The organism is Nonomuraea sp. NPDC050783 (assembly GCF_040802095.1).
In the GTDB taxonomy this organism is placed as follows: Bacteria; Actinomycetota; Actinomycetes; order Streptosporangiales; family Streptosporangiaceae; genus Nonomuraea.
Genome location: NZ_JBFAHK010000001.1, coordinates 647,610 through 673,394, shown reverse-complemented (window position 1 = coordinate 673,394; position 25,785 = coordinate 647,610). Strand labels below are relative to the sequence as shown.

Sequence of the window (25,785 nt, the reverse complement as noted above, 5' to 3'; positions counted from 1 at the left end):
ACGCAGGTCAGGCCGGTCCTTAAGCTGTGCATCGTGAACGGAAGGACGCACAAGTCCGCGCTGCGGTACACGCTGGCCAGCTCGCCCGCGCTGTTCTACACGGGCGTCTTCGTCCTGTCGTCCTGGAGCCGCGAGCTTCCCTCAGGCTCCGACCGGATCGCCCTGTTCCTCCTCGACCTCGCGCTCTGCGTGCCGGGCCTGGTGCTGATGCGGTGGCGGCACCGGTTCCCCTGGCAGGTCGCGCTGGCCACCGCCCTGTTGACCCTCGGGTCCTCCATGGCGTCCGGCCCCGCTTTCGTCACTTATGTGTCGTTGTGCACGCATCGCCGCTGGCGGTGGATCGTCCCGGTCGCGCTCGCCACCTGGCTGTGCCCCGTCGCGCAGGTGCTGTGGATGGACGCCGAGCCGGCCAGGGTCCACTCCGTCACGATCGTCACCCTGACGACCGGAGGCGTGATCGTCGGCGGTCTCACCGCGGTCGGCCTCTACCTGCGCGAGCGGCGCGACCTGGCCGCCTCCCGGGCCGCCGCGCAGGCCGGCCGCATCGAGCAGGCCAGGCTGGCCGAGCGGGTGAAAATCGCCCAGGAGATGCACGACGTGCTGGCCCATCGCATCTCGTTGCTGGCCATGCTCGCCGGCGGCCTGGCGCACCGCACCGACCTCACTCCCGAGCAGACTCGCGAGGCGGCGCAGGCGATCCAGGAGAACGCGCACCAGTCGCTCAACGAGCTGCGCACCGTGCTCGGGACGTTACGCCGCGACGGCGGTGTCGAGCTTCCGCAGCCCGACCTCTCCCATCTGGACGACCTGTTCGACGAGGTCCGGGCGGCCGGGCAGCGGATCGAGGTCACCGACACCATCGACCGGCGCGAGCTGCTGCCGTCCCAGATCGGGCGGCACGCGTACCGGATCGTGCAGGAGGCGCTCACCAACGCCCGCAAGCACGCGCCCGGCGGACCCGTGCGGGCCGAGCTGGGCGGGCGGCCGGGCCACGGGCTGCGGATCCGGGTGAGCAATCCGGCTCCGTACGGCACCCGGCCGGGGCCGGGCGGGCGGCTGGGCCTGGTCGGGCTGGCCGAGCGCGCCCGGATGGCCGGGGGCACGATCAGCCATGCCGTCCAGGACGGACGTTTCGTCCTCGACGCCCGTCTGCCCTGGGAGGACGATCAGTGATCCGTGTGGTGATCGTGGACGACGATCCGATGGTGCGCACGGGGCTGCGTCTCATCCTGGGCGGCGAGCCCGACCTCGACCTGGCCGGCGACGCCGACAACGGCAAGCAGGCCATGACCGTGATCCGCGACCTGCGACCCGACGTGGTGCTGATGGACATCCGGATGCCCGTCCAGGACGGGCTCGTCACCACCGAGCTGCTGCTTCGCCAGCCCTCGCCGCCGCGCATCCTCGTGCTGACGACGTTCGACGCCGACGACATGGTGTTGCGGGCCCTCCGGCTCGGCGCGCACGGCTTCCTGCTGAAGGACACGCCACCGGCGAAGATGATCGAAGCCGTGCGGGCGGTGGCCCGGGGCGAGCCGGCGCTGTCGCCCAGCGTGGCTCGGCAGGTGATCGCGGCGGCCACCGGCGCGTACGAGCCGGTGGCGCTCCAGGAGCTCGACCGGCTGACCGACCGCGAGCGCGAGGTGGCCGTCGAGATCGCCAGAGGCAGCTCCAACGCCGAGATCGCCGAGAGCCTGTGCGTGAGCGTGGCCACCGTGAAGGCCAACATCACGCGCATCTTCGCCAAGCTCGGCACGGACAACCGGGTCCATGTCGCCATGAAGGTACGCGACGCCGGGCTGTTGTGAGGGAGCGAGGCGGGTCGGTGGGTGGTTGGGACAAGCGGCGGTCGTTCCAGTGGGCTTGTGAGAGGGGATCTCATTAGAGAGCGGTGCTCTTGACGGATGAGTCGATTCTGAGAGAGCATTGCTCTCGTAAGGGAACGGCGATCTCAAGGGGTTGTGGTGAAGGTCTTCTACGCGGGGCCCTCGATCGAGCGGTTGCATGAGGAGTACGCCAAGAAGGGGCTGCTCGACCAGGACGCTCCCGTCAGGTCGTCATCGACGGTCGTCATCGACGCTCCGGCCGGCAAGGTGTGGAAGCTGCTCGCCGACATGGCGAACTGGCCGGACTGGCGATCGGACGCCCGAGTGGTCGAGCTTGGCGAGGTCCAGCCGGACGCGACCTTCCGCTGGAAGATCCGAGGCATGACGATCACGTCCACCTTCGCCGTCGTGGCGCCCGAGCGGGAGCTCACGTGGACCGGGGTCGCCATGGGTTTCGTGAAGGCGATCGATCGGATGAAGCTCCACGAGACCGGTGACGGGCGGACGCGGGTCACCATCGAGGAGTCGATGTCCGGGCCCCTGCTGCCGCTCTTCTACAACACCGCCAAGCTCCGCCAGGGGCACGAGGACATTCTGCGCATGCTCAAGGTCGCCGCCGAAGGCTGATCGGGGAGGAACTGAGCGGGAGCGGCCAAGCGGGAGCGGCCGAGCGGGAGCGCGGAGAAGTCGCAGGGGACGTTCAGGGAACGCGCGAGGGTGGGAGCGGGGCGGAAGTGCGGGTGGAACACGCAGGGGGAACGCGCAGGGGAACGCGCAGGGGGAGCGTCCAGGGGAAAGGGGGGTGGGAGCGGGCGTGGAACGCTCAGATGGAGTGTGCAGAGGGCACGTGCAGGTGGGAGAAGGTAAGAGGGTCCGCAGAAGGGTGCGGAGAGGACCGGGGAAGGGCGCAGGAAGATCGGGGAAGGGCGCGGGGAGATCGGGGAAAGGCGCGGGGAAGACCGGGAAGGCCACTGCCCACCCGTGCGGCAGTGGCCTTCGGGGTTCGGTTGCTGGTCGTGGGTGGGACCGGCGGTCGGTTGAAGGTCAGTCGCAGTGCTCGAAGGGGCTGGTGTACGCGCTGCTGCCGACCGAGCCGCCCCACTTGACGCACTGGCCGGGCGCCTTGCGCTTCACCGGACCCGCGTAGTAGGCGTAGCTGCCCGAGTCGGTCGTCCTGCTGGCTCCCTTCGGCTCGAGGAAGGCGGAGGCGGCCGAGGCGGAGCCGAGCTTGGCGGTCTTCAGCGTCACGACGCAGTTGTAGCCGTTGCCCGCGTTGTAGAGCAGGTAGGCGCGGCCGCCGACGAGTGCGGCGGAGTCTATGACCGCGTAACCGCTGCCGCAGACCTTCTCGGGGGTGTAGGAGCTGCTGCCGCCGCCGCCCCCGCTACCGCCGCTGCAGCCGTTGGTGCTGGTGATGGCCTTCTTCTGGCCCAGGGAGACGGTCACGCCGTCCACGGTCGGGCTGGTGTCCATCGCGCCGGCGGAGGTGCGCTGCTCGTAGTGCAGGTGCGGAGCCTGGGAGCCGCCGGTGGAGCCGACAGTGCCGATCACGGTGCCCTGGCCGACGCTCATCGAGCCGCCGGCGGCCTTGACCATGGTGGCCAGGTGGGCGTAGCGGGTCCTGGAGCCGTCGCTGTGGCGGATCTCGATCCACTTGCCGTAGCTCGTGTTGCCCGCGTTGTAGAAGTAGGCGGTGCCTGCGGCGGTGGCGCGGACGGTCTCGCCGTTGATGGCGTCGGAGCCGTGGTTCTGCCAGTCGATGGAGCCGGACGGGTTGTGGCCCGGCGACCAGTTGTTGGCGTTGAAGGTCTTCCCGCAGTTGAACGGGCTCTTGTGCGTCACCGCGAGGGCACCGGCGTCCTGCGCCGAGGCGGCGGCCTGCGGGACGAGTGCCAGGGGAAGGGCGATCAGCAAGGGGGTGATCGCGGCTCTGAGGGTCTTCGGCTGGTTCGGCTCGCCGGTGGTCGGCATGCTTGCCTCTCTGAACGGGGTGCGTACGAGGGGGATACGGTCAGGCGCTCAGCTCTCCTGTGCCGAGGTGCTCAAGGAATGCACCTGCAAGGCGGATCATGAAGATAGCGGCTGAAAGTTCTCTTCATCAATGACTTGCAGATGAAATTTTGCGGCTCCCCTGGTGAGAGCGCGGAAGCGGAACGGAAGATCTTTGATCGAAGGGACGGCAGCCGCCCGCCGATCGTCGCCGAGGGCCTGGGTGGACGCCGGAGCCTGCTGGGCCTGCTGGGCCTGCTGGATCAGGATCATCCGATCGAGCCCTTCGGCGCCCGACTTCTCGTGGCCGGCCATCGAACTCCCTTCGCCATCGGCCCACGCTTCGCTGACTGTATATATCAGTGATTTTTGTGAAATGCCGGAAGACCGAAAAGGTGAGAGTGACTGCTGTGATCGCAGGTGGCCGGTGGCGCCACGGCGGTCAGCAGGTCGAGTGAACAGGCTGCCCATCACCACCGATGCCACCACCGACGCCGCCGTTGCCGCCCGCTTGTTGTAGCGGCCGACGGCGGCCCTCGGCTCCTCCACGTGTGCCTCGACGTCCTGGTCCGCCAGCTCGGCGAGCGTCTTGGGACGGACCCGCCGCGCCAGCTTCATGCCCCGGGACAGCATGACGACCGCGCAGCCCCGCTCCAGCAGCTCGCGCACGTCGGCGGGCCGGATGCCGGGTGAGTGCCAGGTGGCGGTCTCGTTCCAGTCCCCCGGGACGGCCGCCGATCCCAGGGGTGGCCGCCGGTCTCAAGGGTGAGTGCCGGTCCCAAGGGTGAGTGCCGCCAGGACGGGACTTGAAGTCCTCGCCCTCGATCACCATCCGATCTCAGGTGATGTGCGTGGTGAGCAGGCTTTTGTCGTCGTTCGTGGAGGCGAGGCCATGACTACGCGGCGGATTGTCGGAGGCGGTGGTTAGGGTCCGGGCCATGATCGCTTGGAACGGGGTGCCCGGATGAACCCTTGGCTGGAGGCTCTCGACCGCATCGAGGCGGGCGACGACGAGGATCTGGTGAGCTTCCTGGACGGGCTGAGCGACCTGGGCCGGCGGGCGGTCGCCGTGCGGCTTCCGGGTCATCTGGCCGAGGAACTACGTGGCGGGTTCACGGCCCGGCAGGAGATCGCGGAGCTGGCGACCGGTTTCCGGCTGGCGGGAGCGGCCTGCTTCACCGGGGCCGAGCAGGTGGCGGCCTGGCTCGACCGCAGGGAGCTGCGCGCGCCGCGTGACCCCGAGCGGGACGCCGGTCACATCGTCGCCCTGCTGCGGCGCCGGTCCGTCGAGTGGCGCCGCGACCTGGCCGTCCGGCTGGCCGGGCGGCTGCGGCCGCCGACCGGCAGGCGGAGGAGCGGATGGTGGCGCATGGAGGGGGTCCCCGGTTGGGACCTCGTCGCGGCGCTGGTGTCCGAGAGCGGTCTCGAACCGCCGGACAGCGACGCGTTCGTCCTCGGCTGGGTGTGGCGGCTGGCACTGCGGCGACGCTGGGGCGGGCCGGGTCTCGGCGGCGACCTGTTGCTCGGGTCGGGTCTCGGGGGTGAGCCGTCGCTCGGGTCAGGTCTTGGGGGTGGGCCGTTGCGCGATCCGGACCTCGGGGGTGAGCCGTTGCGCGATCCGGATCTCGGCGGCGGGGCGTCGCGCGATCCGTTGCTCAGGACGTTGTTGCCGCGTCTGTTCCGGACGCCGGGCGTGGCTGAGCCGCTGGCCCTGATCGGGCATGCGGGCACGACGATCCTCGACGAGCTGGCCGTGCTGGCCCGCGAGGGCCGGGTGCCGCGCCGGATGCTGATCGACGGCTGCGCGAGCCGGTTCCTGACTGGTGAGCCGGGCGAAAGTGTCGTCCCGTTCGTGATGTTCTGGCGGAGTTTACGGCCGGAGCCGGCGGAGATCCCGGTGCTCGACTTCGTCCGTCTGCTGCCGGCGGCCGATCCATCGCTGGCGCAGCTCGCGCTGGACGAGCTGCGGCGGGCCGAGGACGCGGGGCTGCTCAGTGACGAGCTGTTCGCCGAGGCGGTGGTGGCGCTGGCGTACCGGCCGGAGAAGAAGCTGCTGCGGGCGGCTGTGCAGTGGCTGGCGCGCACGCCCGGGCCGAGGAGTGGCGGCGCGGTGCCCGCGCTGGCCGTCGTGTTCGGCGTGGACACGCCTGCTCTGCGCGAGCGCGCGGTGCGGCTGGCGGTCCGGCTGGCCCCGTACGCGGACGAGGCCGGCCGGGAGGCGGTCCGCGAGGCCGCTGCCCGGCTGCCCGCCGAGCTGCGCGAGCGCCTGGCCGCCGGTTACGGCCCGGTCGCCGGGGAGGAGCCGGAGCGGCCGGTCGCCGTCCTGCGGGCGCCCGCGCCGCCCGCTCTGGCGCCGCCGTTCGGCTCGGCGGCCGAGCTGGTCGCCGAGCTGCGGGCGCTGAGCTGGGACGCCGAGCCGCTGCGCTGCGAGCGTGCCTTCGGCGGGCTCGTCGCGCTGACCCACCGCGACCGTGACGGCATGGTGGCGGCACTCCGGTCGTGGTGGGAGGAGAGCCGGCCGGACGGTCCCGGCGAGTACGTGTTCGACCGCAACTTGTACCATCCCGGCGTCCCCGACCTGCTGGCCCGCTGCGCGCTGGCGGTCCTGGCGCCGGAGCGGAGCCTGGAGCTGGGCAGGAGGACGGGCGTCTACTGCGACACCTCCTACGAGTGGCCGGTGCAGGGGCTCCTGCGGCGCCGCCTGGAGGAGGTGACCGCCCTCTTCGAACGCGGGCAGAGCGTCCCTTCGCTGCTCGCCACACCGACCTCGGCCACCGGTCACGTCGCCGCCGAGGCCCTGGTGGAGCGGATGGAGCTGCTGGGCGAGCGGGAGCCGCTGGAGGCCGACTTCCAGCAGGCGCTGCTGCGGCTGCCCCGGCACACCCCTCCCGAGCTGCTGGTACGCGCGGAGAAGCTGCCGTCGCGGGCGGGCCGGACGCTGGCCGCCTGGCTGCGCGACGGCGGCCTGCCCGATCCGGTGGTGCGGCTGGAGCCGCGGGAGGAGAAGCCGGACGGCTACCACTCGACCGACTGGTACCGGCGGGTACGGGCCGAGGTCGTGCCGCTGGAAGGGCTGCCCGGCTGGCTGGCGGAGCTGTGGGTGGTCGACGAGCGCCTCCCCTACCCCTACGAGAGACGTGACATGTCGTGGTGGCCGGTGATCATGCCTTCGCACCGGGAGGTCGTGGCCGCCTGGCTCGCGCGTGTCCAGCCCTGGCTGGCCGGCGCCAACGACACCAGGATGGAGGCCCTGGCCACCCTGGCCCACGGGGACGGGCCGGTGGGCGACGCCGTCGCGTTCGTGGTCGCGGCCGGGCTGGGGCACCGGCGGGACGGGCAGCGGGCCGTGGCGGTCGAGGCGGCGCTCACGCTGGCCGCGCGCGGGCAGCTCCCGGCCGCCGGGCTCGGGCAGGCCGTCGTGGAGCTGGTCCGGCACGAGTGGGTGGGGCTCAGGCGGGTCACCGCCGCGTTCGCCGAGCTGGTGGCGGGCGGGGCGCACGCCGCGGTGTGGAAGACGCTGGCCGTGGCCCTCCCGCCGCTGCTGCCCAGGCCCGGCGAACGGCCGCGCGCCGGGCTGGGCGAGTTGCTGGGGGTGGCGGCCGAGGCGGCAACCGGGGTGGCAACCGGGGTGGCAGCGTTCTCGGACGCGGCCGAGGCGGCGACCAGGGGGGCGGCGTTCGTAGGCGGGGTCGGGACGGCAGCCGGGGCGGCGTTCGCGGGGGCGAGGGGTGAGATCGCCGGGCTGGCGGAGCTGGCCGCGCGCAAGGGGTCGAGCCTGCTGCTGCACGAGGCACGCCGCTTGCACAAAGTACTCACCGCGCCGGCCGAATGAGCGGGGCGCAGGGAGTGGGGAGCGGGGAGCAGGAAGCGGGGCACGGGGCGCGGGTGAGCGGGACGCGGATGAGCGGGACGCGGATGAGCGGGACGCGGATGAGCGGGACGCGGATGAGCGGGACGCGGGGAGCGGGACGCGGGTGAGTGTCCTCTGAAGGAGAATCCCCCGGACGAACACCGGACGTGCGCCACCCGGACGAGCGCTCCTGAGTGAGCGCCGTCCGGGCAGGCGCCCCTGAATGAGCCGGAAGGAGACCCGGAGGAGTGCTCGTCCGGGCGGGATGGAGGGAGGTCAGGGCTCGTAGCGGGCGCGGCGGGCGATCGTTTGGAAGCCGAGGCCGTGGAACAGGGCGGCCGAGGCCGGGTTGTTGACGTTGACGTCCAGGAAGACCTCCGTCGCGCCGGCGTCGCGCATGCGGCCGAGCGCGGTGACCGCGAGCGCCCGCGCCAGGCCGCGCCGCCGCCAGCCGGGCACCGCGCCGGCCTGGATGAGGAAGCCCTCCGCGCAGGCCACGAAGCCGGCGGCGGCACCGTCCGGCTCGCGGGCCACCAGCGAGCAGCCGGGCAGGAAGTCGTCGTCCACCAGCCAGTCCACCCACTCCTCGCGCGACCATCCGGGGAAGCCGGGGCGGTCGGCGAACGACGCGGAGTAGGCCGCGTAGAAGGACTCCTCGGTGGCCGGCGACCACTCCTCGACCTTCAGCCCGGACGGGAGGGAGGCGTCGGGGAGCGGCCGGGTCAGGTCGCGGCGCATGACGTCCTCGGCGAAGGTCCGCCGGAAGCCGCGCGCCTCGAAGAGGGCGTGCGCCTCGGGGGTGAGCGACTCGGTCTCCAGCCGGACCGGCCCTTCCACCAGCCGGTCGAGCAGGCCGGACCCCAGGCCGCGGCCCCGGTGGGCGGGATCGACCAGGCCGGTCACCGCCCGCGCGTCGCCCACCGGGCGCGCGGCCCCGCAGGCGACCAGGCGTCCGCCGGAGAACGCGCCCACCGCCGGGCCGGCGGTGTAGCGGCGCTCCAGGAAGGACGGGGACGCGGTCGCCGGGAGCCCGCCGTCGTGCGCGGCGACCCGCTGGGCGAGGTCGGCGACGGCAGGCAGGTCGGCGGCGGACAGCGCGGCCCATTCGATGGTCACATCAGCTCCTTGTCGCAGGTGGAGGACCGAGTATGCCAGCGACCGGGCGCGCCGGACCCGTCACCCGGGGAGCGGCGTCCCGTCCGTCGCGCGGGCCAGGCTGGCCGGGCGCATGTCGGTCCAGTGGGTCTCCACGTACTCCAGGCACTGCTCGCGGGCCGCCGGGCCGTGCACGTCCCGCCAGCCCTGCGGCACCGGGATCCACGCGGGCCACAGCGCGTGCTGGGCCTCGTCGTTGACGACCACGAGGTAGTCGTGCTCGGGGTCCTCGAACGGGTTGGTCATCGCAGTCTCTCCTTCAGGACGCGGGCGACCGCAGCCAGCGGTCCCGGGTCGGCGAGCTGGTAGTGCTCGCAGTCGATGGTGTGCTCCTCGACGGCGCCGCCGACGTACGGGCGCCAGCGGGAGGGGTGGAGGTCCGCGCCGTCCTTGTCCGCGCCGGCGGTGAAGAACAGCAGGTCCCCGTCGAAGTACGGATGCCGGTCGGTGGTGATGAGGCGCTCGGCGTTGACCGCGACGTCGATCATCGCGCCGATCGTGTCCTCCTCGACCTCGGCCAGCGCGCCACCACCGGCCCGCAGGTGGCGCAGCACGTGGCGGCGGTCGAGCGGGCCGCGCGCGTCGTGCCCGGCCAGGCGGAGCAGGAAGCGCAGGGCGTCCTGCTCGTCGTCGCCGGTCTCGGGCCGCTCGCCGGGCAGCAGCGGGTAGGAGTCGAGCATGGCCAGCAGCTCCACCTCCGCCCCCTCGCGGCGCAGGCGGGCGGCCATCGCGTGCGCGACGACGCCGCCGAAGGACCAGCCGAGCAGCCGGTACGGCCCGTCCGGCCACACCGCGCGGACGGCCTCCAGGTAGCCGGCGGCCATCTCGTCCAGGCTGCGCGGCAGCGGCTCGGGGCCGGCCAGGCCGCGCGCCTGCAGCCCGTACACCGGCACGTCCACCAGCCCGGCCAGGCCGGTGAAGCACCAGGCGAGGCCGAACAGCGGGTGTACGCAGAACAGCGGTGGGCCCTCTCCCCCGGTCCTGATGGGCAGCAGCACGTCCAGGGCGTGGCCGGGCCGGTACGGCGCGCTCACGCGCTCGGCCAGCGCGGCGGCCGTGGGCGCCTCGAACAGCGTCCTGACCGGCAGCCGCACGCCGAACTCCGCCTCGACCCGCCTCATCAGCGTCCCGGCCAGCAGGGAGTGGCCGCCCAGCTCGAAGAAGCCCTCGTCCGGGCCGGGCACCGGCACGCCGAGCACGTCGGCGAACAGCTCCGCCATCCGGCTCGCGAGCCGCGCGGGCCGCCCGTTCCCGGTGGCCGCGTGGACCTGCTCCCAGACGGCGCGCTCGATCGTGGCGGCGGGCAGCTCGCCGAGCCGGGTGCCGGGGTCGCGCGCCACGGTGGCCAGCAGCTCCGCCAGGGCGGCGGCGATCCGCTGTGCCGTGTCCCTGGTGTACAGGTCCGTACGGTATTCGAGCGTGCCCTCGCCGTCCGCCGACAGCGACACCGCCAGGTCGAACTTGGCCGTACCCGCCGGCACCGCCTCGATCCCGGCGTGCGCCTCCCCCAGCGGTCCGAGCGGCGGCCCGGCCGGGTGGTAGGCCGCCACGACCTGGAACAGCGGGTGCCAGGCGGGCGAGCGGGCCGGCGCGACGGCCTGGACCACCTGGTCGAAGGGGACGCCGGCGTGGTCGAAGGCGGCCAGGTCGGCCTCCCGCGCCCGCTCCAGCAGCTCGGCGAAGGTGGGGTCGCCGCCGGTGTCCACGCGCAGCACGACCGTGTTGACGAAGAAACCGACCAGCCCGGCCAGCGCGTCGTCGGGCCGGTTCGCGACCGGCGTGCCGACCGCGATGTCGGTGCCCGCGCCGAGCCGGGTCAGCAGCGCCGCCACGGCCGCGTGCACCACCATGAACGGGGTGCAACCGGCCCGCCGGGCCAGAGCCTCCACCGTGCCGGGCGGCAGGCGGAACCCGGCCACGTCGCCCGCGCCGGTCGGGGCGGGCGGCCGGGGCAGGTCGTGCGGCAGCGGGGGCCGCTCGGGCAGCCCGGCGAGGGTGCGCCGCCAGAACGCGAGCCGGTCCGGGTCGTGGCTCTCGCGTTCCCACAGGGCGTAGTCGGCGTACTGGACGGGCAGCGGCTCCCAGTCGGGGGCGCGGCCGGCCGCGCGGGCCCGGTAGGCGGTGGCCAGGTCGTCCCACAGCGGGCCGACGGACCACTCGTCGCCGGCGATGTGGTGCAGCAGGATGAGCAGCAGGTGCTCGCCGGGGCCCTCGGCGTGCAGCCAGGCGCGGATGGGCAGCTCGCCGTCCAGCCGGAAGCGGTGGCCGGGATCGCCGGGGCCGGTCCCGAACGCCAGCATCGCCCGGGCCCGCTCCGGGTCGAGGATGACCTGGTACGGGCCCCGCTCGTCCTCGGCGATCAGCGTCCGGAGCGCTTCGTGCCTGATCACGACGTCCGCGATGGCCTCGCGCAGGGCGTCCGCGGACAGCGGGCCGCGCAGCCGCACGGCCAGCGGCACGTTGTAGGCGGCCGACGGCCCGTCGAGGGTGTGCAGGAACCACAGCCGCCGCTGCGCCGACGACAGCGGCACCCGCTCCCCGCGCGGCCTCGGCAGCAACGCGGGGCCGCCCGCCGCGCCGCCCGGGACGAGCGCGGCCGCGAGCCCGGCGACGGTGGGGGCGTCGAAGACGTCCCTGATGGTGACGGTGGCGCCCAGCTCCGCCCTGATCCGGCTGATCAGCCGGACGGCGAGCAGCGAGTGCCCGCCGAGGTGGAAGAAGTCGTCGCCGACGCCGATCCCGGTCCGGCCCAGGACCTCCTCGAAGATCGCCAGCAGTCGCGTCTCGGCCGGGCCCTCGGGGTCGCGCCGCCGCGTCACCGCCTTCGGGGCGCGGCGGCGGGCGGTGAAGCCCGCGGCGGGCAGGTCCAGGTCGCCGATCGGCGCGGTCGGGGCCGCCGCCACCTGCTCCAGCACCCGCAGCAGGCCGTCGGCGATCCGCTCGGCCGCCGCCGGATCCAGCCGGTGCTCCACGGCCGCCTCCAGGCCACCGGACCCGGCGAAGGACTCGGCGAAGGACTCGGTGAAGGAGAAGGCCAGGTCGAACTTCGGGGCGGGCGGGCCGGGCTCGGGCAGCGGCTCCAGCGCGGCGGCCGTGCCGCGCTGGTAGGCCACCATCACCTGGAACAGCGGGTTCCCGGCGGCCGAGCGGTCGGGGTTGACCGCCTCCACCACCCGCTCGAACGGCGCGTCGGCGTGCTCGAACGCGGCCAGGTCCGCCTCGCGCACCCGGTCCAGCAGGTCGGCGAAGGTCGGGTCGCCGCCGGTGGCGACGCGCAGCACGACCGTGTTGACGAAGAAGCCGACCACCCCGGCCAGCGCGTCGTCGGGGCGGCCCGCGACGGGCGTGCCGACCACGATGTCGGTGCCCGCGCCGAGCCGGGTCAGCAGCGCCGCCACGGCCGCGTGCAGCACCATGAACACGCTCGTGCCGGCGCGGGCGGCCAGCGCGGCCAGCGCCTGCCGCACCTCGGCGGGCACCTGGCGGACGACCGCCCCGCCCGGCCCGGCCGGCGGCAGCGCGAGCCGTTCCGGCAGCCCGTCGAGGGCCCGCGTCCAGTACGCCAGGTGGGCGGGCAGGACGGCGCCGAGCCGGTCGCGCTCCCACAGCGCGTGGTCGGCCACCTGCACGGGCAGCGGCGCCCAGTCCGGGGCGCGCCCGGCCGCCCGCGCCTCCAGGGCGGTGGCCAGGTCGTCCAGCAGCGGGCCCACGGACCACTCGTCGCAGGCGATGTGGTGCAGCAGCAGCGTGAGCCGGTCGCCGTCCAGCCACACGCGCAGCGGCGGCTCGGCGGCCAGGTCGAAGGCGTGCTCCAGGTCGGGCGGCCCGGCCGTCACCACGGGGTCCGCCGGTTCGAGGACCACTTGGTACGGGACGCCGTCCGCCTCCCGGTAGACCGTGCGCAGGACCTCGTGCCGCCGTACGACGTCGCCCAGGGCCGCCGCCAGCGCCGCCGCGTCCACGGGGGCGGGCAGCCGTACCGCGACGGGCACGTTGTAGGTGGCCGAGGGGCCTTCGAGCGCCTGGAGGAACCAGAGCCGGAGCTGCGCCGACGACAGCGGCACCCGCTCCGGGCGCGGCACGGGCGCCAGGGGCGGCGTCCCCGCGGCGGGGCCGAGCGCCCCGGCCAGGGCGGCGACCGTCGGCGCGTCGAACAGGGCCCGCAGCGTCATCTCCGCGCCGAGCCTGGCCCGCACCCGCGCCATCACCTTGACCGCGAGCAGCGAGTGCCCGCCGAGGTGGAAGAAGTTGTCGTCCACGCCGACGGACCCGGCGCCCAGCACCTCGGCGAAGATCTCGCACAACGCCCGTTCGGTGGCCGTGCGCGGCGCCCGCGACCTCCCGGCGGCCGAGCCGGGGGCGGGCAGGGCCCTGCGGTCCACCTTGCCGTTGACCATGAGCGGCAGGGCGTCGAGCGCGACGAACGCGGCGGGCACCATGTAGTCGGGGAGCCTGGCGGCGACGTGCGCCCGCAGCGTGGCCGGGTCGGTCTCCGCGCCGGTCACGTACGCCACCAGCCGCCGGTCGCCCGGCCGGTCCTCGCGGGCGATCACCGCGACCTCGCGCACGCCGGGGCAGCCGGCCAGCACCGACTCGACCTCGCCGGGCTCGATGCGGAAGCCGCGGATCTTGATCTGGCCGTCCGCGCGGCCGGCGAACTCCACCGCGCCGTCGTCGCGCCACCGGGCCAGGTCGCCGGTCCGGTACATGCGGCTGCCCGGCGGCCCGTAGGGGTCGGGCACGAAACGCTCGCCGGTCAGGGCGGGCCGGTCGAGGTAGCCGCGCGCCAGGCCGGCGCCCGCCACGTACAGCTCGCCGAGCACGCCGGGCGGCACGGGACGCAGCGCGCGGTCCAGCACGTAGACGCGCTTGCCCACGTCGGGGTGGCCGATGGGCACGGTGGTCAGGGCGTCCAGGTCGCCGCGGGCGGGCCACAGCGTGGAGTTGACCATCGCCTCGGTGGGGCCGTAGGCGTCGATGACGCGGTGCCGCTTGGCCCAGCGCCGGACCAGCTCGGGCGTCACCGTCTCGGTGCCGACCAGCAGCGTTGAGCCCTCCGGCAGCGTGCAGTCCTCGGGCAGGGCCGACAGCAGCGCGGGCGGCAGCGCCAGGTGGGTGACCGCGTGGGCGGTGGCGTACTCGGTCAGCTCGGGGCCGGCGACCCGCCGCTCGGCGGGGACGACCACGAGCGTCGCGCCGGTGCACAGCGCCATGGTCAGCTCCCAGAACGCCACGTCGAAGCTGATCGAGGCGAACTGCAGCACCCGGCTGCCCGGGCCGACGCCGAAGCGGCGCACGGCGGTCTCCACGAGCGCGCGCACCCCGGCGTGCTCCAGGACGACGCCCTTGGGCCGGCCGGTCGAGCCGGAGGTGTGGATGACGTAGACCGGGTGGCGCGGCAGCGGCCCGACCGGCGTCGCGGCGGACGCGGGCGGGTCCTCCATGAGCAGCGGCGTCATGGGCACCCGGCCGGCCGTCTCGCGGGTGGCCAGCAGCAGCACCGGCCGCGCGTCGGCGAGCGTCACGGCGATCCGCTCGGCGGGATGGGCGGGGTCGATCGGCAGGTACGCCGCGCCGGCCTTGGCCACCGCCAGCACGCCGACCACCATCCGCAGGTCGCGGGGGAGCGCGACGGCCACGATCCGCTCGGGGCCGGCGCCGGCCGCGGCGAGCGTGGCGGCCAGGCGGTCCGCCCGCGCGTCCAGCTCGGCGTAGGTCAGCGACTCCTCCTCGCACACCGCCGCCACCGCGTCGGGCGTGGCCCTGGCCTGGGCCTCGAACAGCTCCGGCAGGGTCGGGCCCGGCTCGGCGGAGCCGGTGTCGTTCCAGGTGGCGAGGATGGTCTCCAGCTCGGCGGGCGCGAGGATCGCGGCCTCGCTCAGCCGCGCGCCGGGGTCGGCGGTCACCGCGTCCAGCAGGCGGAGCAGGTGGGTGGCGTACCGGCCGGCCGCGCCGCCGCGGTGCTCGACCAGCAGGTCCAGCTCGGCGGAGCCGGCGCGCTCGGTGAAGGTGACGGACAGGTCGAACTTGGCCGGCCCGGCGGGCGCGGGCTCCTCCTCGGCGTCGAACCCGGCGACCGACCCGACGGCCGTCCCGGCGGCTGGCCCGGCGGCTGGCCCGGTGGCTGGCCCGGCGGCTGGCCCGGTGGCTGGCCCGGCGGCTGGCCGGGTGGCCGGGTGGTAGGCGACCGCCACCTGGAACAGCGGGTTGCCGGTGCCGGCGCGCTCGGGGTTGACCGCCTCCACCACCTGGTCGAAGGGGACGTCGGCGTGGTCGAAGGCGGCCAGGTCGGCGGCGCGCACCCGCGCCAGCAGCTCGCTGAAGGTCGGGTCGCCGCCGGTGTCCACGCGCAGCACGACCGTGTTGACGAAGAAGCCGACCAGCCCGGCCAGCGCCTCGTCGGGGCGGCCCGCGACCGCCGTGCCGACCGGGACGTCGGTGCCCGCGCCGAGCCGGGTCAGCAGCGCCGCCACGGCCGCGTGCGCGACCATGAACATCGTCGTGCCGGTGCGCCGGGCCAGCTCGCGCAGCGGTCCGGCGGGCAGCGTGGCGGCGGCGGTGCCGCGCCCGCCGGTCCAGGCAGGCAGCTCCAGCCGCTCGGGCAGCTCGGCGAGCGTGCCGGTCCAGTGGTCGAGCTGGGGCCCGGCGAGGCCGGCGAGCAGGTCGTGCTGCCACAGGGCGTAGTCGGCGTACTGAACGGGCAGCGGCGCCCAGTCCGGGGCGCGGCCGGCCGCCCGGGCTCGGTAGGCGGTGGCCAGGTCGTTCATGAGCGGCTCCAGCGACCACTCGTCGCAGGCGATGTGGTGCAGCAGCAACGTGAGCCGGTCGCCGTCCAGCCAGACCCGCAGCGGCGGCTCGGCCGCCAGGTCGAAGACGTGCCCGAGGTCGGCGAGCCCGGTGGCGACGGGCGGCGCCACCCGGTCCAGCACGACCTGGTACGGCTCGCCGTCCTCCTCGCCGAACACGGTGCGCAGCGCCTCGTGCCGGTCCAGCACGTCGCCGACGGCCAGGCGGAGGGTGCCGGCGTCCAGCGGCTCGCGCAGCCGCAGGATCAGCGGCACCGTGTAGGCCGACGAGGGGCCGTCCAGCCGGTCCAGGAACCACAGCCGCCGCTGCGCGGCCGAAAGCGGCACCCGCGCCGGCCGCCCGGCCGCCACGAGGGCCGGGCGCCGCGCGACGGCAGGAGCCCGGTGTTCCGCCGGGGCGAGCAGGGCGGCCAGGCCGGCGGCGGTCGGTGCGGCGAAGACGTCGCCGAGCGCCACCTCCGCCCCCAGGACGGACCTGATCCTGGCGGCCAGCCGCACGGCGAGCAGCGAGTGCCCGCCCAGCAGGAAGAAGTCGTCGTGGACGCCGACCTCGCCGGTGCCGAGCACCTCGCCGACCAGCCGGCACAGGGTCCGCTCCACCTCCGTACGGGGCCGCCCGCCACCGGCCGCCCGGCCGGGCACCCCCCGGACGGCGGGCACCCGCATGGGCGCGACCGCCAGCTCCCCGAGTGGCCGCTCGGGACGGGCCGCCGCCTGCCGGACGATCTCGGCCAGGCGGGCCGCGAGCCCTTCGGCGGTGGCGGCGTCGAACAGGTCCGTCCTGAACTCCAGCCGCCCGCCGCCGGGCCGCAGCACGAACGTCAGGTCGAACTTGGCCACCCCCAGCTCGACCTCCTCGACCGGCAGCCCGGAGTCCCGCTCGTCGGCGACCATCACCTGGAACAGCGGGTGCCGCCCGGGCACGCGGGCCGGTCGCAGCTCCTCCACCAGCAGGTCGAACGGGGTCTCGGCGTGGTCGAAGGCGGCCAGGTCGGCCGCGCGCACCCGTTCCAGCAGCTCGGCGAAGGTCGGGTCGCCGCCGGTGTCCACGCGCAGCACGACCGTGTTGACGAAGAAACCCACCAGCCCGGCCAGCACGTCGTCGGGCCGGCCCGCGACCGGCGTGCCAACCGCGATGTCGGTGCCCGCGCCGAGCCGGGTCAGCAGCACCGCCACGGCCGCGTGCACCACCATGAACGGGGTGCAACCGGCCCGCCGGGCCAGCGCGTCCACCGCCTCGCGCGGCAGGGCGAAGTCGATCGTCGCGCCGCGTCGGCCGGGCACGTCGGGGAAGGGCCGGTCCACGGGCAGCGGCAGCTCGGCCGGGAGGCCGTCGAGCGCCTGCCGCCAGTACGCCAGCTCCCTGGCCAGGCTGCTCGCCGGGTCGTCCCGGTCGCCCAGCACCTCGCGCTGCCACAGCGCGTAGTCGGCGTACTGGACGGGCAGCGGCTCCCAGCCGGGGGCACGGCCGGCCGCCCGCGCCCGGTAGGCGGCGGTCAGGTCCGCCACCAGGGGGCGCAGCGACAGCTCGTCCCCGGCGACGTGGTGCAGCAGCACCGTGAGCCGGTCGCCGTCCAGCCACACCCGCAGCGGCGGCCCGGCCGCCAGGTCGAAGACGTGCTCCAGGTCGGCGGGCCCGCTCTCGACGCGCGGCGCCACCCGGTCCAGCACGACCTGGTACGGCTCGCCGTCCTCCTCGCCGAACACCGTGCGCAGCACCTCGTGCCTGGCCACCACGTCACCCAGCGCCCGTTCCAGCGCCGCGACGTCGGGCGGGCCGTCCAGCCGCAGCACGAAGGGCATGTTGTAGGTGGCCGAGCCGCCCTCCAGCCGGTGCTGGAGCCACAGGCGGCGCTGGGCGTACGACGGCGGCACCCGTTGCGGGCGCGGGCGCGGCACCAGCGGGGGCCGCTCGGCCGCCACGCCGAGCCGGCCGCTCAGCTCCGCGACGGTCGGCGCGTCGAACAGCGTGCGGACGCCCGCCTCGGCGCCGAGGTCCGACCGGATCCGGCTCACCAGCCGGGCGGCGAGCAGCGAGTGCCCGCCCAGCTCGAAGAAGTCGTCGTCGGCGCCCACCCCCTCCACGCCCAGGACCTCGGCGAACAGCGCGCACAGCCGCTCCTCCAGCGGCCCGCGCGGCGCCCGCCCCCCGGCGCGCGGCCGGCCCGGGTCGGGCAGGGCACGCCGGTCCACCTTGCCGTTGGGCAGCAGCGGCAGCTCGTCGAGCAGCACGAACGCCGACGGCACCAGGTGCCGGGGCAGCACCCCTCGCAGGTACGCGGCCAGCTCGCCCTCGCTCGCCCGGCCGCGTACGTAGGCCACCAGCCGCCGGCCGCCGGAGCCCGTCCCCCGCACCGCGACCGCCGCCTCCTCGACGCCGGGGCAGGCGGCCAGCGCGGCCTCGACCTCGCCCGGCTCGATCCGGAACCCGCGGATCTTCACCTGGTCGTCGGCCCGCCCGGCCAGCTCCAGCCGGCCCTCCCGCCACCGCGCCAGGTCGCCGGTGCGGTACATGCGGCTGCCCGGCGGCCCGTACGGGCAGGGCACGAACCGCTCGGCGCTCAGCCCGGGCCGTCCCAGGTAGCCGCGGGCCAGCCCGGCGCCCGCCAGGTACAGCTCCCCCGTCACGCCGGGCGGCGCCGGGCGCAACATCGTGTCCAGCACCAGCGCGCGGATTCCCGGCACGGGGCCGGCGCTGCCGTCCTGGCGGCGCAGGTAGGCGTCCACCGTGCACTCGGTCGGGCCGTACAGGTCGCGGGCGAGCACGCCGGGCAGCGCGCAGACCCGCCGCCAGAGCGGCGCGGGCACCGCCTCGCCGCCGACCGCGATCACCGCGGGCCGGTGCGGGCCGTCCTCCAGCGCCGGGATCAGCGCGGCCAGGTACGACGGCGTCACGTCGAGGTAGTCGACGCGGTGCTCGGCGAGGTAGCCGGCCAGCAGCGCGGGATCCTGGTACGTGGTGTCGTCCAGGACGTGCAGCTCGTGCCCGGCCAGCATCCACAGCAGCGGGTCCACCGAGGCGTCGAACGAGAACGACGCGCTGTGCGCCACCCGCAGCCGCCGGCCGCCCGTGGCCGCGACCGCCTCGGCGATCACGTCGGCCTCGTGCGCGGCCAGCAGGTTGGCCACCGCCCCGTGCGGCACCACGACCCCCTTGGGGCGGCCGGTGGAGCCGGAGGTGTAGATCACGTAGGCCGGGTGCTCGGGCCGGACGGCGGCACCGCCGCCGGAGGGCGGGGCACCGTCCCCGGGCAGGGCGTCCCCGGGCAGGGCGTCGAGCAGGAGCAGCCGGGCGGACGGCGTCGGGGGCAGGGCGGGCGCGGTCGCGGTGTCGGTGACCACGGCGGCGGCACGCGCGTCGCCCAGCATGAGCGCGATCCGGTCGGCCGGGTAGCCCGGATCGACCGGCAGGTACGCGGCCCCCGCCCGCCAGACCGCCAGGACGGCCGCCACCAGGTCCGGCCCGCGCGGCAGCGCCAGGGCGACCACGTCCTCGGGACCGACCCCGCCGAGCGCCCCGGCGATGCGGTCGGCCCGCGCGGCCAGCTCGGCGTAGGTGAGCGTGTCGCCGCGCGGGTCCACCACGGCCGTCGCGTCCGGCATGTCGGCGCACCGCGCGGCGAAGGCGTCGGCCGGCGTGCGGGCCGGGACGGGACGCGCCTCCCCCGCCCACGCGCCGAGCACCTGGCCGCGCTCGCGCTCGTCCAACAGGTCGATGAGCCCGATGGGCCGATCGGACGCGTCGGCCATCCGCTCCAGCGCCCTGACCAGCCGGTACGCCGCCCGCTCGGCCTCGGCGGCGCTCACCGCGCCCTCCCGGCAGGCCAGCTCCAGGCGCAGCCGCTCGCCGGGGCGGGCGCAGACGGTGATCGGGTAGTGGGTGGCGTCGCGCTCCTCGACCCCCTCGACAAGCGGCCCGGCCGCCAGCGACGGCTGGTTCTCGAACAGCACCAGCGTGTCGAACAGCTCGCCCCGGCCCGCCGCCGCCTGGATCTCGGCCAGCCCCAGGTGCTGGTGGTCGGCCAGGCGGGCGTGGACGTCCCGGAGCCGGGCGAGGTGGGCGGTGACCGGCTCGGCCGCGCGCAGCCGTACCCGTACGGGCAGGGTGTTGATGAACAGACCGATCATGCGGTCGGCGCCCGGCAGCTCGGGCGGGCGGCCGGAGACGGTGGTGCCGAACACCACGTCGTCCCGGCCGGTGAGCGTGCCGAGCACGAGCGCCCACGCCGTCTGCACGACCATGCTCAGGGTGGCGCGCGACGCGCGGGCCAGCTCGGCGAGCCGGGCGGTCAGCTCGGCGGGCAGCTCGGCGACGACCTCGCGCACCGGCCCCGCGTCCCCGCCGGAGGCGAGGCCGGGGGCCAGCAGCGTGGGCTCGGCGAGCCCGTCCAGGTGGTCCCGCCAGGCGGCCCGCGCGGCGGCGCCGTCCCGGGCGGCCAGCCAGGCCAGGTAGTCCTTGACCGGCGGCGCGGGCGGCGGCTCGGCGCCCTCGTACAGCTCGAACAGCTCGCGCAGCGCCAGGTGCAGCGACCAGCCGTCCAGCACCAGGTGGTGGTTGGCCACGAGCAGCAGGTGCCGGTCGGGAGCCTCCTTGACCAGCGTGAACCGCAGCAGCGGCGGCGCCGCCAGGTCGAACGGGGTGCGCCGGTCCCGCTCGACGATCTCGCGGAGCCCGGCGGCCGGGTCGCCGCCGGTCAGGTCCTCCTCGTGCCAGCGCAGGGCGGCGCGGGCGGCGATGACCTGCACCGGCTGGCCGTTCCTGCGGTGGCGGAAGGCGGCGCGCAGCGGGTCGTGCCGGGCCAGCAGGCGCTCGGCCGCGGCACGCAGGGCCGCCGCGTCCAGCGGCCCGCGCAACCGCACCGTGGTGTGAACGATGTAGGGGGTGTGAACGGTGTAGGGGGTGTGGCCGGCGCGCGGGCCGTCCTCGCCGTGCAGGGCGTGGAAGAGCAGGCCCTCCTGGAGAGGGGTGAGCGGCCAGACGTCCTTGATCTTCTTGGCCTCGGGGCCGGTCACGCCAGGGTCTCCTCGAATTCGTCGAGCTCGGCCTGGTCGAGCGCGACCAGGAAGGCGCCGGACGGCGCGGTGGCGCGCAACGCGCCGAGCCACAGCTCCGACAGCTCGCGGACCAGGGCCTCGGGCAGCACGCGGGTCGCCCACGTCCAGGTGGACTCCAGCCGCGCGCCGCCCGGCCCCTCGGCCACGAACGCGTCGACGGTCAGGGGATGCGCCGGTCGCAGGCCGGGATCGGCCAGGTCCAGGAAGCTGTCCGGCTCCAGGACCAGGTCCCAGTCGCCCGTCCCGGCGGGGAAGCGGCCCAGGAAGTTGACGCAGATCCCGGGCCTGGGCAGGCGGGCCAGGAGCGGGCCGGCCTCCGGGTCGAGGTGGCGGAGCAGGCCGTACCCGACGCCCTTGGCGGGCACGGCGCGCAACCGGGCCGAGACGCGGGCCAGCGCGTCGGCGCCCCCGACCGGCCCGGGGTCCAGGCGGACGGGCCAGATGCTGGTGAACCAGCCCACCGTGCGCGACAGGTCCGCGCCGTCCACCAGGTCCTCGCGGCCGTGCGCCTCGACGTCCAGCAGGACCTCGCGCCCGCCCGGCAGGCCGTGGCGGGCCCGCTGCTCGGTCACGGCCAGCGCGAGCGCGGTGAGTACCCGGTCGAGCGAGACGTCGAGCGTGGCGTCCAGCGGGAGGCCGGCGGTCAGGCGGGCGCAGGTGGCGGCGGTGTCGCGGGCCGGGTCGAGCCGCCACGGCTCCGGGTTCTCCGGGTCGCCCGCCAGGGTCGCGGTCCAGTACGGCAGCTCGGCGCGGCGGTCCAGGGCGGGCAGGGCGCGGGCCCACGTGCGGAAGGAGGTGGAGCGGGACAGGGGGGCCGTGCCCTCGTACGCCTGCGCCAGGTCCTCGGCCAGCACGCGCCAGGAGACGCCGTCCACGACGAGGTGGTGCGCGACCAGGTGCAGCCGCCCTCCTGCGTGGCCGGGCGGGCGGTGCCACACCGCGCGCAGCATCACGCCGTCGCGCGGGGTCAGCGCGGCCCGGGCGTCCGCCAGCGCCCTCGGCAGGAGCGCGTCGTCGCGTACCTCGCGCAGCAGACCGTCGGCGGGCGCCCGGCCGGGCGGGGGCACGTGCAGGCCGTCGCCGGTCAGCCGGGCGCGGAGCAGGTCGTGGTGGTCCAGGACGGTTCGCAGGGCGCGGACGAGGCGGTCGCGGTCCGCGTCGCGGGGCAGGCGGAGGGTGATCGACTGGGCGAAGTGGTCGAGGTCGTCGCCGCGCTCGCGCAGCCAGCCCATGATCGGGGTGGCGGGGACGTCGCCGAGCGCCGCCCCGGCGGGTTCGGCGGCGGTGCCGGGGGTGGCGGCGGCGGCGAGGGCGCGGGCGGTCCCGAGTTCGAGCACCTGGCGGGCGGTGATCGCCAGGCCGACGCGGCGGGCGCGGCCGACCAGGTGGAGGGCGAGGATGCTGTCGCCGCCGAGGGCGAAGAAGTCGTCGGCCGGGTCCACGGCGGGCAGCCGCAGCACGTCGGCGATGAGCGCGGCCAGGCGCCCTTCGACGTCCGCGCCGGGCTCCGGCCCGGGCTCCGGTCCCGGCTCCGGTCCTGGCTCCGCGGACGGGGGCGCGGACGGGGACGCGGACGGGGACGCGGGCGTGGGCGCGGGTGCGGACGCGGGCGTGGGCGCCGGCGGCAGGGAGCGGCGGTCGAGCTTGCCGCTGGCGGTCAGGGGGAGCGCCGCCAGGGTGACGAACGCGGCCGGCACCATGTGGGCGGGCAGCCGCGCGGCGGCGTACGCGCGCAGCGCCTCCGGATCCACGCCCGCGCCGTCGCCCGTGCCGGCTGTCGTGCCGGCGGTCGGGCCGTCGCCCGCGCCGGCGGTCGAGCCGTTCCCCGCGCCGGCTGTCGTGCCGGCGGTCGGGCCGTCGCCCGTGCCGGCGGTCGGGCCGTTCCCCGTGCCGACGCCCGTGCCGGCGGCCGGGACGACGTAGCCGATCAGCCGGTGGACGCCCGGGCGCTGCTCCTGGGCGGTGACCACCGCCTGGCGCACGTCCGGGTGCGTCGCCAGCACCGCCTCGATCTCGCCGGGCTCCACCCGGAAGCCGCGGATCTTGATCTGGTCGTCGGCACGGCCCGCGTACTCGACGACCCCGTCGGGGCGGCGCCGCGCCAGGTCGCCCGTCCGGTACATGCGCGACCCCGGCGGCCCGAACGGGTCCGGGACGAACCGCTCGGCGCTCAGCCCCGGCCGACCCAGGTACCCCCGGGCGAGCTGCACGCCGCCGATGTAGAGCTCGCCGGACGCGGCCGGGCGCAGCTCCCGGTCCAGCACGTGGATGGTGGTGTTCCAGACCGGCCGGCCGATCGGCACCGGCCCGTCATCGCCCGGGCGGCACGCCCAGTGCGTCACGTCCACCGCCGCCTCGGTCGGCCCGTACAGGTTGTGCAGCTCGCAGCCGGGCAGCGTGGCGTGGAACTCGGCGGCCAGGTCGGCGGGCAGCGCCTCGCCGCTGCAGACGACCCGGCGCAGGCCGGTGCAGCCCGCCGCGTCGGGATCGGCCAGGAACGCCCGCAGCATGGACGGCACGAAGTGCGCGGTGGTGACCCGTTCCCGCTGGATCAGCCCGGCCAGGTAGGCGGCGTCGCGGTGCCCGCCCGGCTCGGCCACCACCAGCGTGGCCCCGGCGATCAGCGCCCAGAAGAACTCCCACACCGACACGTCGAAGCTGGACGGCGTCTTCTGCAGCACCCGGTCCTCGCCGGTCAGGCCGTACTCGGCCTGCATCCAGCGCAGCCGGTTGACGATGGCCTCGTGGGCGACCACGACGCCCTTGGGCCGGCCGGTGGAGCCGGAGGTGTAGATCACGTAGGCCGGGTGGCGCGGATCGACGCGCGTGCCCGGCGCGGGCGGCCGGCCCGGGTGGACGGCCGCCTCGCGCAGCGTCACCACGGGCTCGGCGTCGGCCAGCATGAAGGCGATCCGCTCGGCGGGGTAGTCCGGGTCCACCGGCAGGTACGCGGCCCCGCTCTTCAGCACCGCGACCAGCGCCACGACCAGCTCGACCGAGCGCGGCAGCGCGACCGCGACGACGCGCTCGGGGCCCGCGCCCCGCTCGCGCAGCCGCGCGGCCAGCTCCGAGGCGGCCCCGTCCAGCTCGGCGTAGGTCAGGGTACGGTCGCGGAAGCGCAGCGCGGCCCTGCCGGGGGTGGCGGCCGCCTGCGCCTCGATCAGCTCGGTGAGGGTCGGCCCGGTGAGAGTCGGCCCGGTGCGGGTCGGGTCAGGCAGGGTCACTGCACCGGCTCCAGCACGGAGGAGGCCGCGAGCGAGTCGACGATCTCGCCGGCCCGCACGGCCGTCGTGGACAGCAGCGTGGCGGTCAGCCCGTGGGTGTGCTCGGTCGCGCCCTGGAGGTAGATCCCGCAGGCCAGCTCGGGCGCGGTGCGGACGCGGTGGTCGCGGCCGACCAGCAGCGCGCCGTGCTCGTCGCGCAGGCAGTAGCGCCCGGCGGCGCCGAGCAGGTCCAGCGGGTCCACCGGGCGGTAGCCGGTGGCGTAGACGACCACGTCGGCACGCAGCGCCTCGACCTCGCCGCTGACCAGCGACTGGACGTGCACGCTCACCTCGTCGGGCCGGGTCTCCAGCCCGACGGCGCGCGAGAGGTTCAGCACGCGCAGCCGCTCGACGCCGGCGACCTTCTCCCGGTACGCGCGGCCGAACAGCTCCTGCAGCAGGTCGAGGTCCACGACGGAGTAGTTGGTGTTGGCGTGGTAGTCCATGATCATGCGCTTGACCTCGTGGGGCGCGTCGTAGAAACGATCGACGGCGGCGGGGTCGAAGACGCTGTTGGCGAAGGGGCTGTCGTCGGCGGGGCTGTAGCCGTACCGGGAGAAGACCGCGCAGACCTGGGCGGAGGGGAAGCGGCTGTGCAGGTGCTCGACCACCTCGGCGGCGCTCTGCCCGGCGCCGACCACCACGAACCTGCGGGGCCGCTCGACCGGCAGGTCCGCCAGCCGGTGCATCAGCTCCTGGCTGTGCCACACCCGCTCGCCCGCCACGACCCCGGGGGGCAGGACGGGGCGCAGGCCGGCGGCCAGGACGACGTTGCGCGCCCGGTAGGTGGTCAGCTCGCCGTCCTGGGCCACGATGTCGAGGTGCGTGATCGTGTCGCCGTCCGGCACGGGCTGGATGGTGACGGCCTCGGCGCCGTAGCGGACCTGGTGCTCGAAGCGGGCCGCCACCCATTCCAGGTAGTCGTGGAACTCCACGCGGGTGGGGTACATCGTCTTCTGGTTGATGAAGTCGGCCAGCCGGCCCTTGGCGTGCAGGTAGCTGACGAAGCTGTGCGGGCTGGCGGGGTTGCGCATGGTGACCAGGTCCTTGAGGAAGGACACCTGCATGGTCGCGCCCTCGATCAGCATCCCCCGGTGCCAGCCGAACGACGGCTGCTTCTCCAGGAACAGGGCCGACAGCGCCGGGGAGCGCGACTCCGACAGCGCGACGGCCAGGGCGAGGTTGGAAGGGCCGAAACCGATTCCGACGAGGTCGTGGGCCGGGGTCACCACTGAGGCAGATCCTCCTGAGCGCGCGGGTACACCATCAGCGCCGCCGTCTTGTGCGGCATCGTCACCTCTCCGGCCCGGACGAACCCGGCCGCGGTGAACGCCCGGACGGAGGGCTCGTTGCGGACGTTCGGCTCGGCGACGACGCGGGTGCACTGCTCGTCGGCCGCGAGCAGGCCCTCGGCGACGGCGCGCAGCAGCCTCCGGCCGACGCCGCGGCCGAGGTTGCGCTCGTCCCCGATGGCGACGTGTACGCCGAGGTCGTGCGGCCGGTACGGGTACAGCGGCGCCAGCCGGTCCCGCAGCACCCGGTACAGCTCCAGGTAGGCGACCGGCTCGCCGTCCAGGTACGCCAGGCACGGCCGCGAGTGGTCGCCCTCGGCCTGGCGGGCGATCTCCCCGGCCCATCGCTCGTACGGCCAGGCCTGGTCCCAGGGGCCGGCCACGTGCGGCCGGTTCATCCACTCGTGGACCACGGCGACGCCGTCGGCACCCGGCTCGATCGGGGCCACCCGCCATCCGTCCCCCAGCGAGGGGATCGGCGGGGCGCCGACCTCCTCCACGTACACGCCCACTCGTCCTCCATAGTTAGGTATGCCTTACCTAAGGCCG

General features: G+C 75.5%; 13 protein-coding genes. 5 read left to right on the top strand and 8 right to left on the bottom strand.

What is annotated here, in order from left to right:
* Window positions 1-33 precede the first annotated feature (33 nt).
* The 3 genes from AB0H75_RS03100 (at window position 34) to AB0H75_RS03090 (ending at window position 2,453) form a co-directional block, all read left to right on the top strand.
* Complete coding sequence (locus AB0H75_RS03100) at window positions 34-1,173, top strand: sensor histidine kinase (RefSeq protein ID WP_367789368.1); 1,140 nt, start codon at window positions 34-36, stop codon at window positions 1,171-1,173.
* On the top strand, window positions 1,170-1,808 hold the full coding sequence (locus AB0H75_RS03095; protein ID WP_367789365.1) for a response regulator: 639 nt from the start codon (window positions 1,170-1,172) through the stop codon (window positions 1,806-1,808). Before AB0H75_RS03100 ends, AB0H75_RS03095 begins: the two co-directional genes overlap by 4 nt.
* 156 nt (window positions 1,809-1,964) lie before the next feature.
* Window positions 1,965-2,453, top strand: a complete 489-nt coding sequence (locus AB0H75_RS03090) for an SRPBCC domain-containing protein (protein WP_367789362.1) — start codon at window positions 1,965-1,967, stop codon at window positions 2,451-2,453.
* Between the two features lie 417 nt (window positions 2,454-2,870).
* On the opposite strand, the gene AB0H75_RS03085 is transcribed toward AB0H75_RS03090, so the two are convergent.
* Window positions 2,871-3,797, bottom strand: coding sequence for a M23 family metallopeptidase (locus AB0H75_RS03085; protein ID WP_367789359.1), 927 nt, complete (start codon window positions 3,795-3,797; stop codon window positions 2,871-2,873).
* A gap of 96 nt (window positions 3,798-3,893) precedes the next feature.
* Entirely contained in the window at window positions 3,894-4,484 is a 591-nt protein-coding gene (locus AB0H75_RS03080; protein WP_367789356.1) for a hypothetical protein, read from the bottom strand.
* A 295-nt stretch (window positions 4,485-4,779) separates the two neighbouring features.
* On the opposite strand from AB0H75_RS03080, the gene AB0H75_RS03075 reads away from it, so the two are divergent.
* Window positions 4,780-7,647, top strand: coding sequence for a DUF6493 family protein (locus tag AB0H75_RS03075; RefSeq protein WP_367789353.1), 2,868 nt, complete (start codon window positions 4,780-4,782; stop codon window positions 7,645-7,647).
* Window positions 7,644-7,793: a pentapeptide repeat-containing protein gene (locus AB0H75_RS03070; protein ID WP_367789350.1), complete on the top strand. Its 150-nt coding sequence runs from the start codon at window positions 7,644-7,646 to the stop codon at window positions 7,791-7,793. The genes AB0H75_RS03075 and AB0H75_RS03070 overlap by 4 nt, the downstream gene beginning before the upstream one ends.
* A gap of 148 nt (window positions 7,794-7,941) precedes the next feature.
* Here AB0H75_RS03070 and AB0H75_RS03065 read toward each other — a convergent pair whose 3' ends face one another.
* From AB0H75_RS03065 to AB0H75_RS03040, 6 genes are read right to left on the bottom strand one after another with little or no spacing between them, the layout of a single operon-like run.
* On the bottom strand, window positions 7,942-8,781 hold the full coding sequence (locus AB0H75_RS03065) for a GNAT family N-acetyltransferase (protein ID WP_367789347.1): 840 nt from the start codon (window positions 8,779-8,781) through the stop codon (window positions 7,942-7,944).
* 60 nt (window positions 8,782-8,841) lie between these two features.
* Complete coding sequence (locus tag AB0H75_RS03060; protein WP_367789344.1) at window positions 8,842-9,066, bottom strand: MbtH family protein; 225 nt, start codon at window positions 9,064-9,066, stop codon at window positions 8,842-8,844.
* Window positions 9,063-20,639 (bottom strand): amino acid adenylation domain-containing protein, encoded by an 11,577-nt coding sequence (locus tag AB0H75_RS03055; protein WP_367789341.1) that lies wholly within the window; start codon window positions 20,637-20,639, stop codon window positions 9,063-9,065. The genes AB0H75_RS03060 and AB0H75_RS03055 overlap by 4 nt, the downstream gene beginning before the upstream one ends.
* Window positions 20,636-23,905 (bottom strand): amino acid adenylation domain-containing protein, encoded by a 3,270-nt coding sequence (locus AB0H75_RS03050; protein WP_367789338.1) that lies wholly within the window; start codon window positions 23,903-23,905, stop codon window positions 20,636-20,638. Before AB0H75_RS03050 ends, AB0H75_RS03055 begins: the two co-directional genes overlap by 4 nt.
* Window positions 23,902-25,176, bottom strand: coding sequence for a lysine N(6)-hydroxylase/L-ornithine N(5)-oxygenase family protein (locus tag AB0H75_RS03045; protein ID WP_367789335.1), 1,275 nt, complete (start codon window positions 25,174-25,176; stop codon window positions 23,902-23,904). Before AB0H75_RS03045 ends, AB0H75_RS03050 begins: the two co-directional genes overlap by 4 nt.
* Window positions 25,170-25,748, bottom strand: coding sequence for a GNAT family N-acetyltransferase (locus tag AB0H75_RS03040; protein WP_367789332.1), 579 nt, complete (start codon window positions 25,746-25,748; stop codon window positions 25,170-25,172). The genes AB0H75_RS03045 and AB0H75_RS03040 overlap by 7 nt, the downstream gene beginning before the upstream one ends.
* Window positions 25,749-25,785 lie beyond the last annotated feature (37 nt).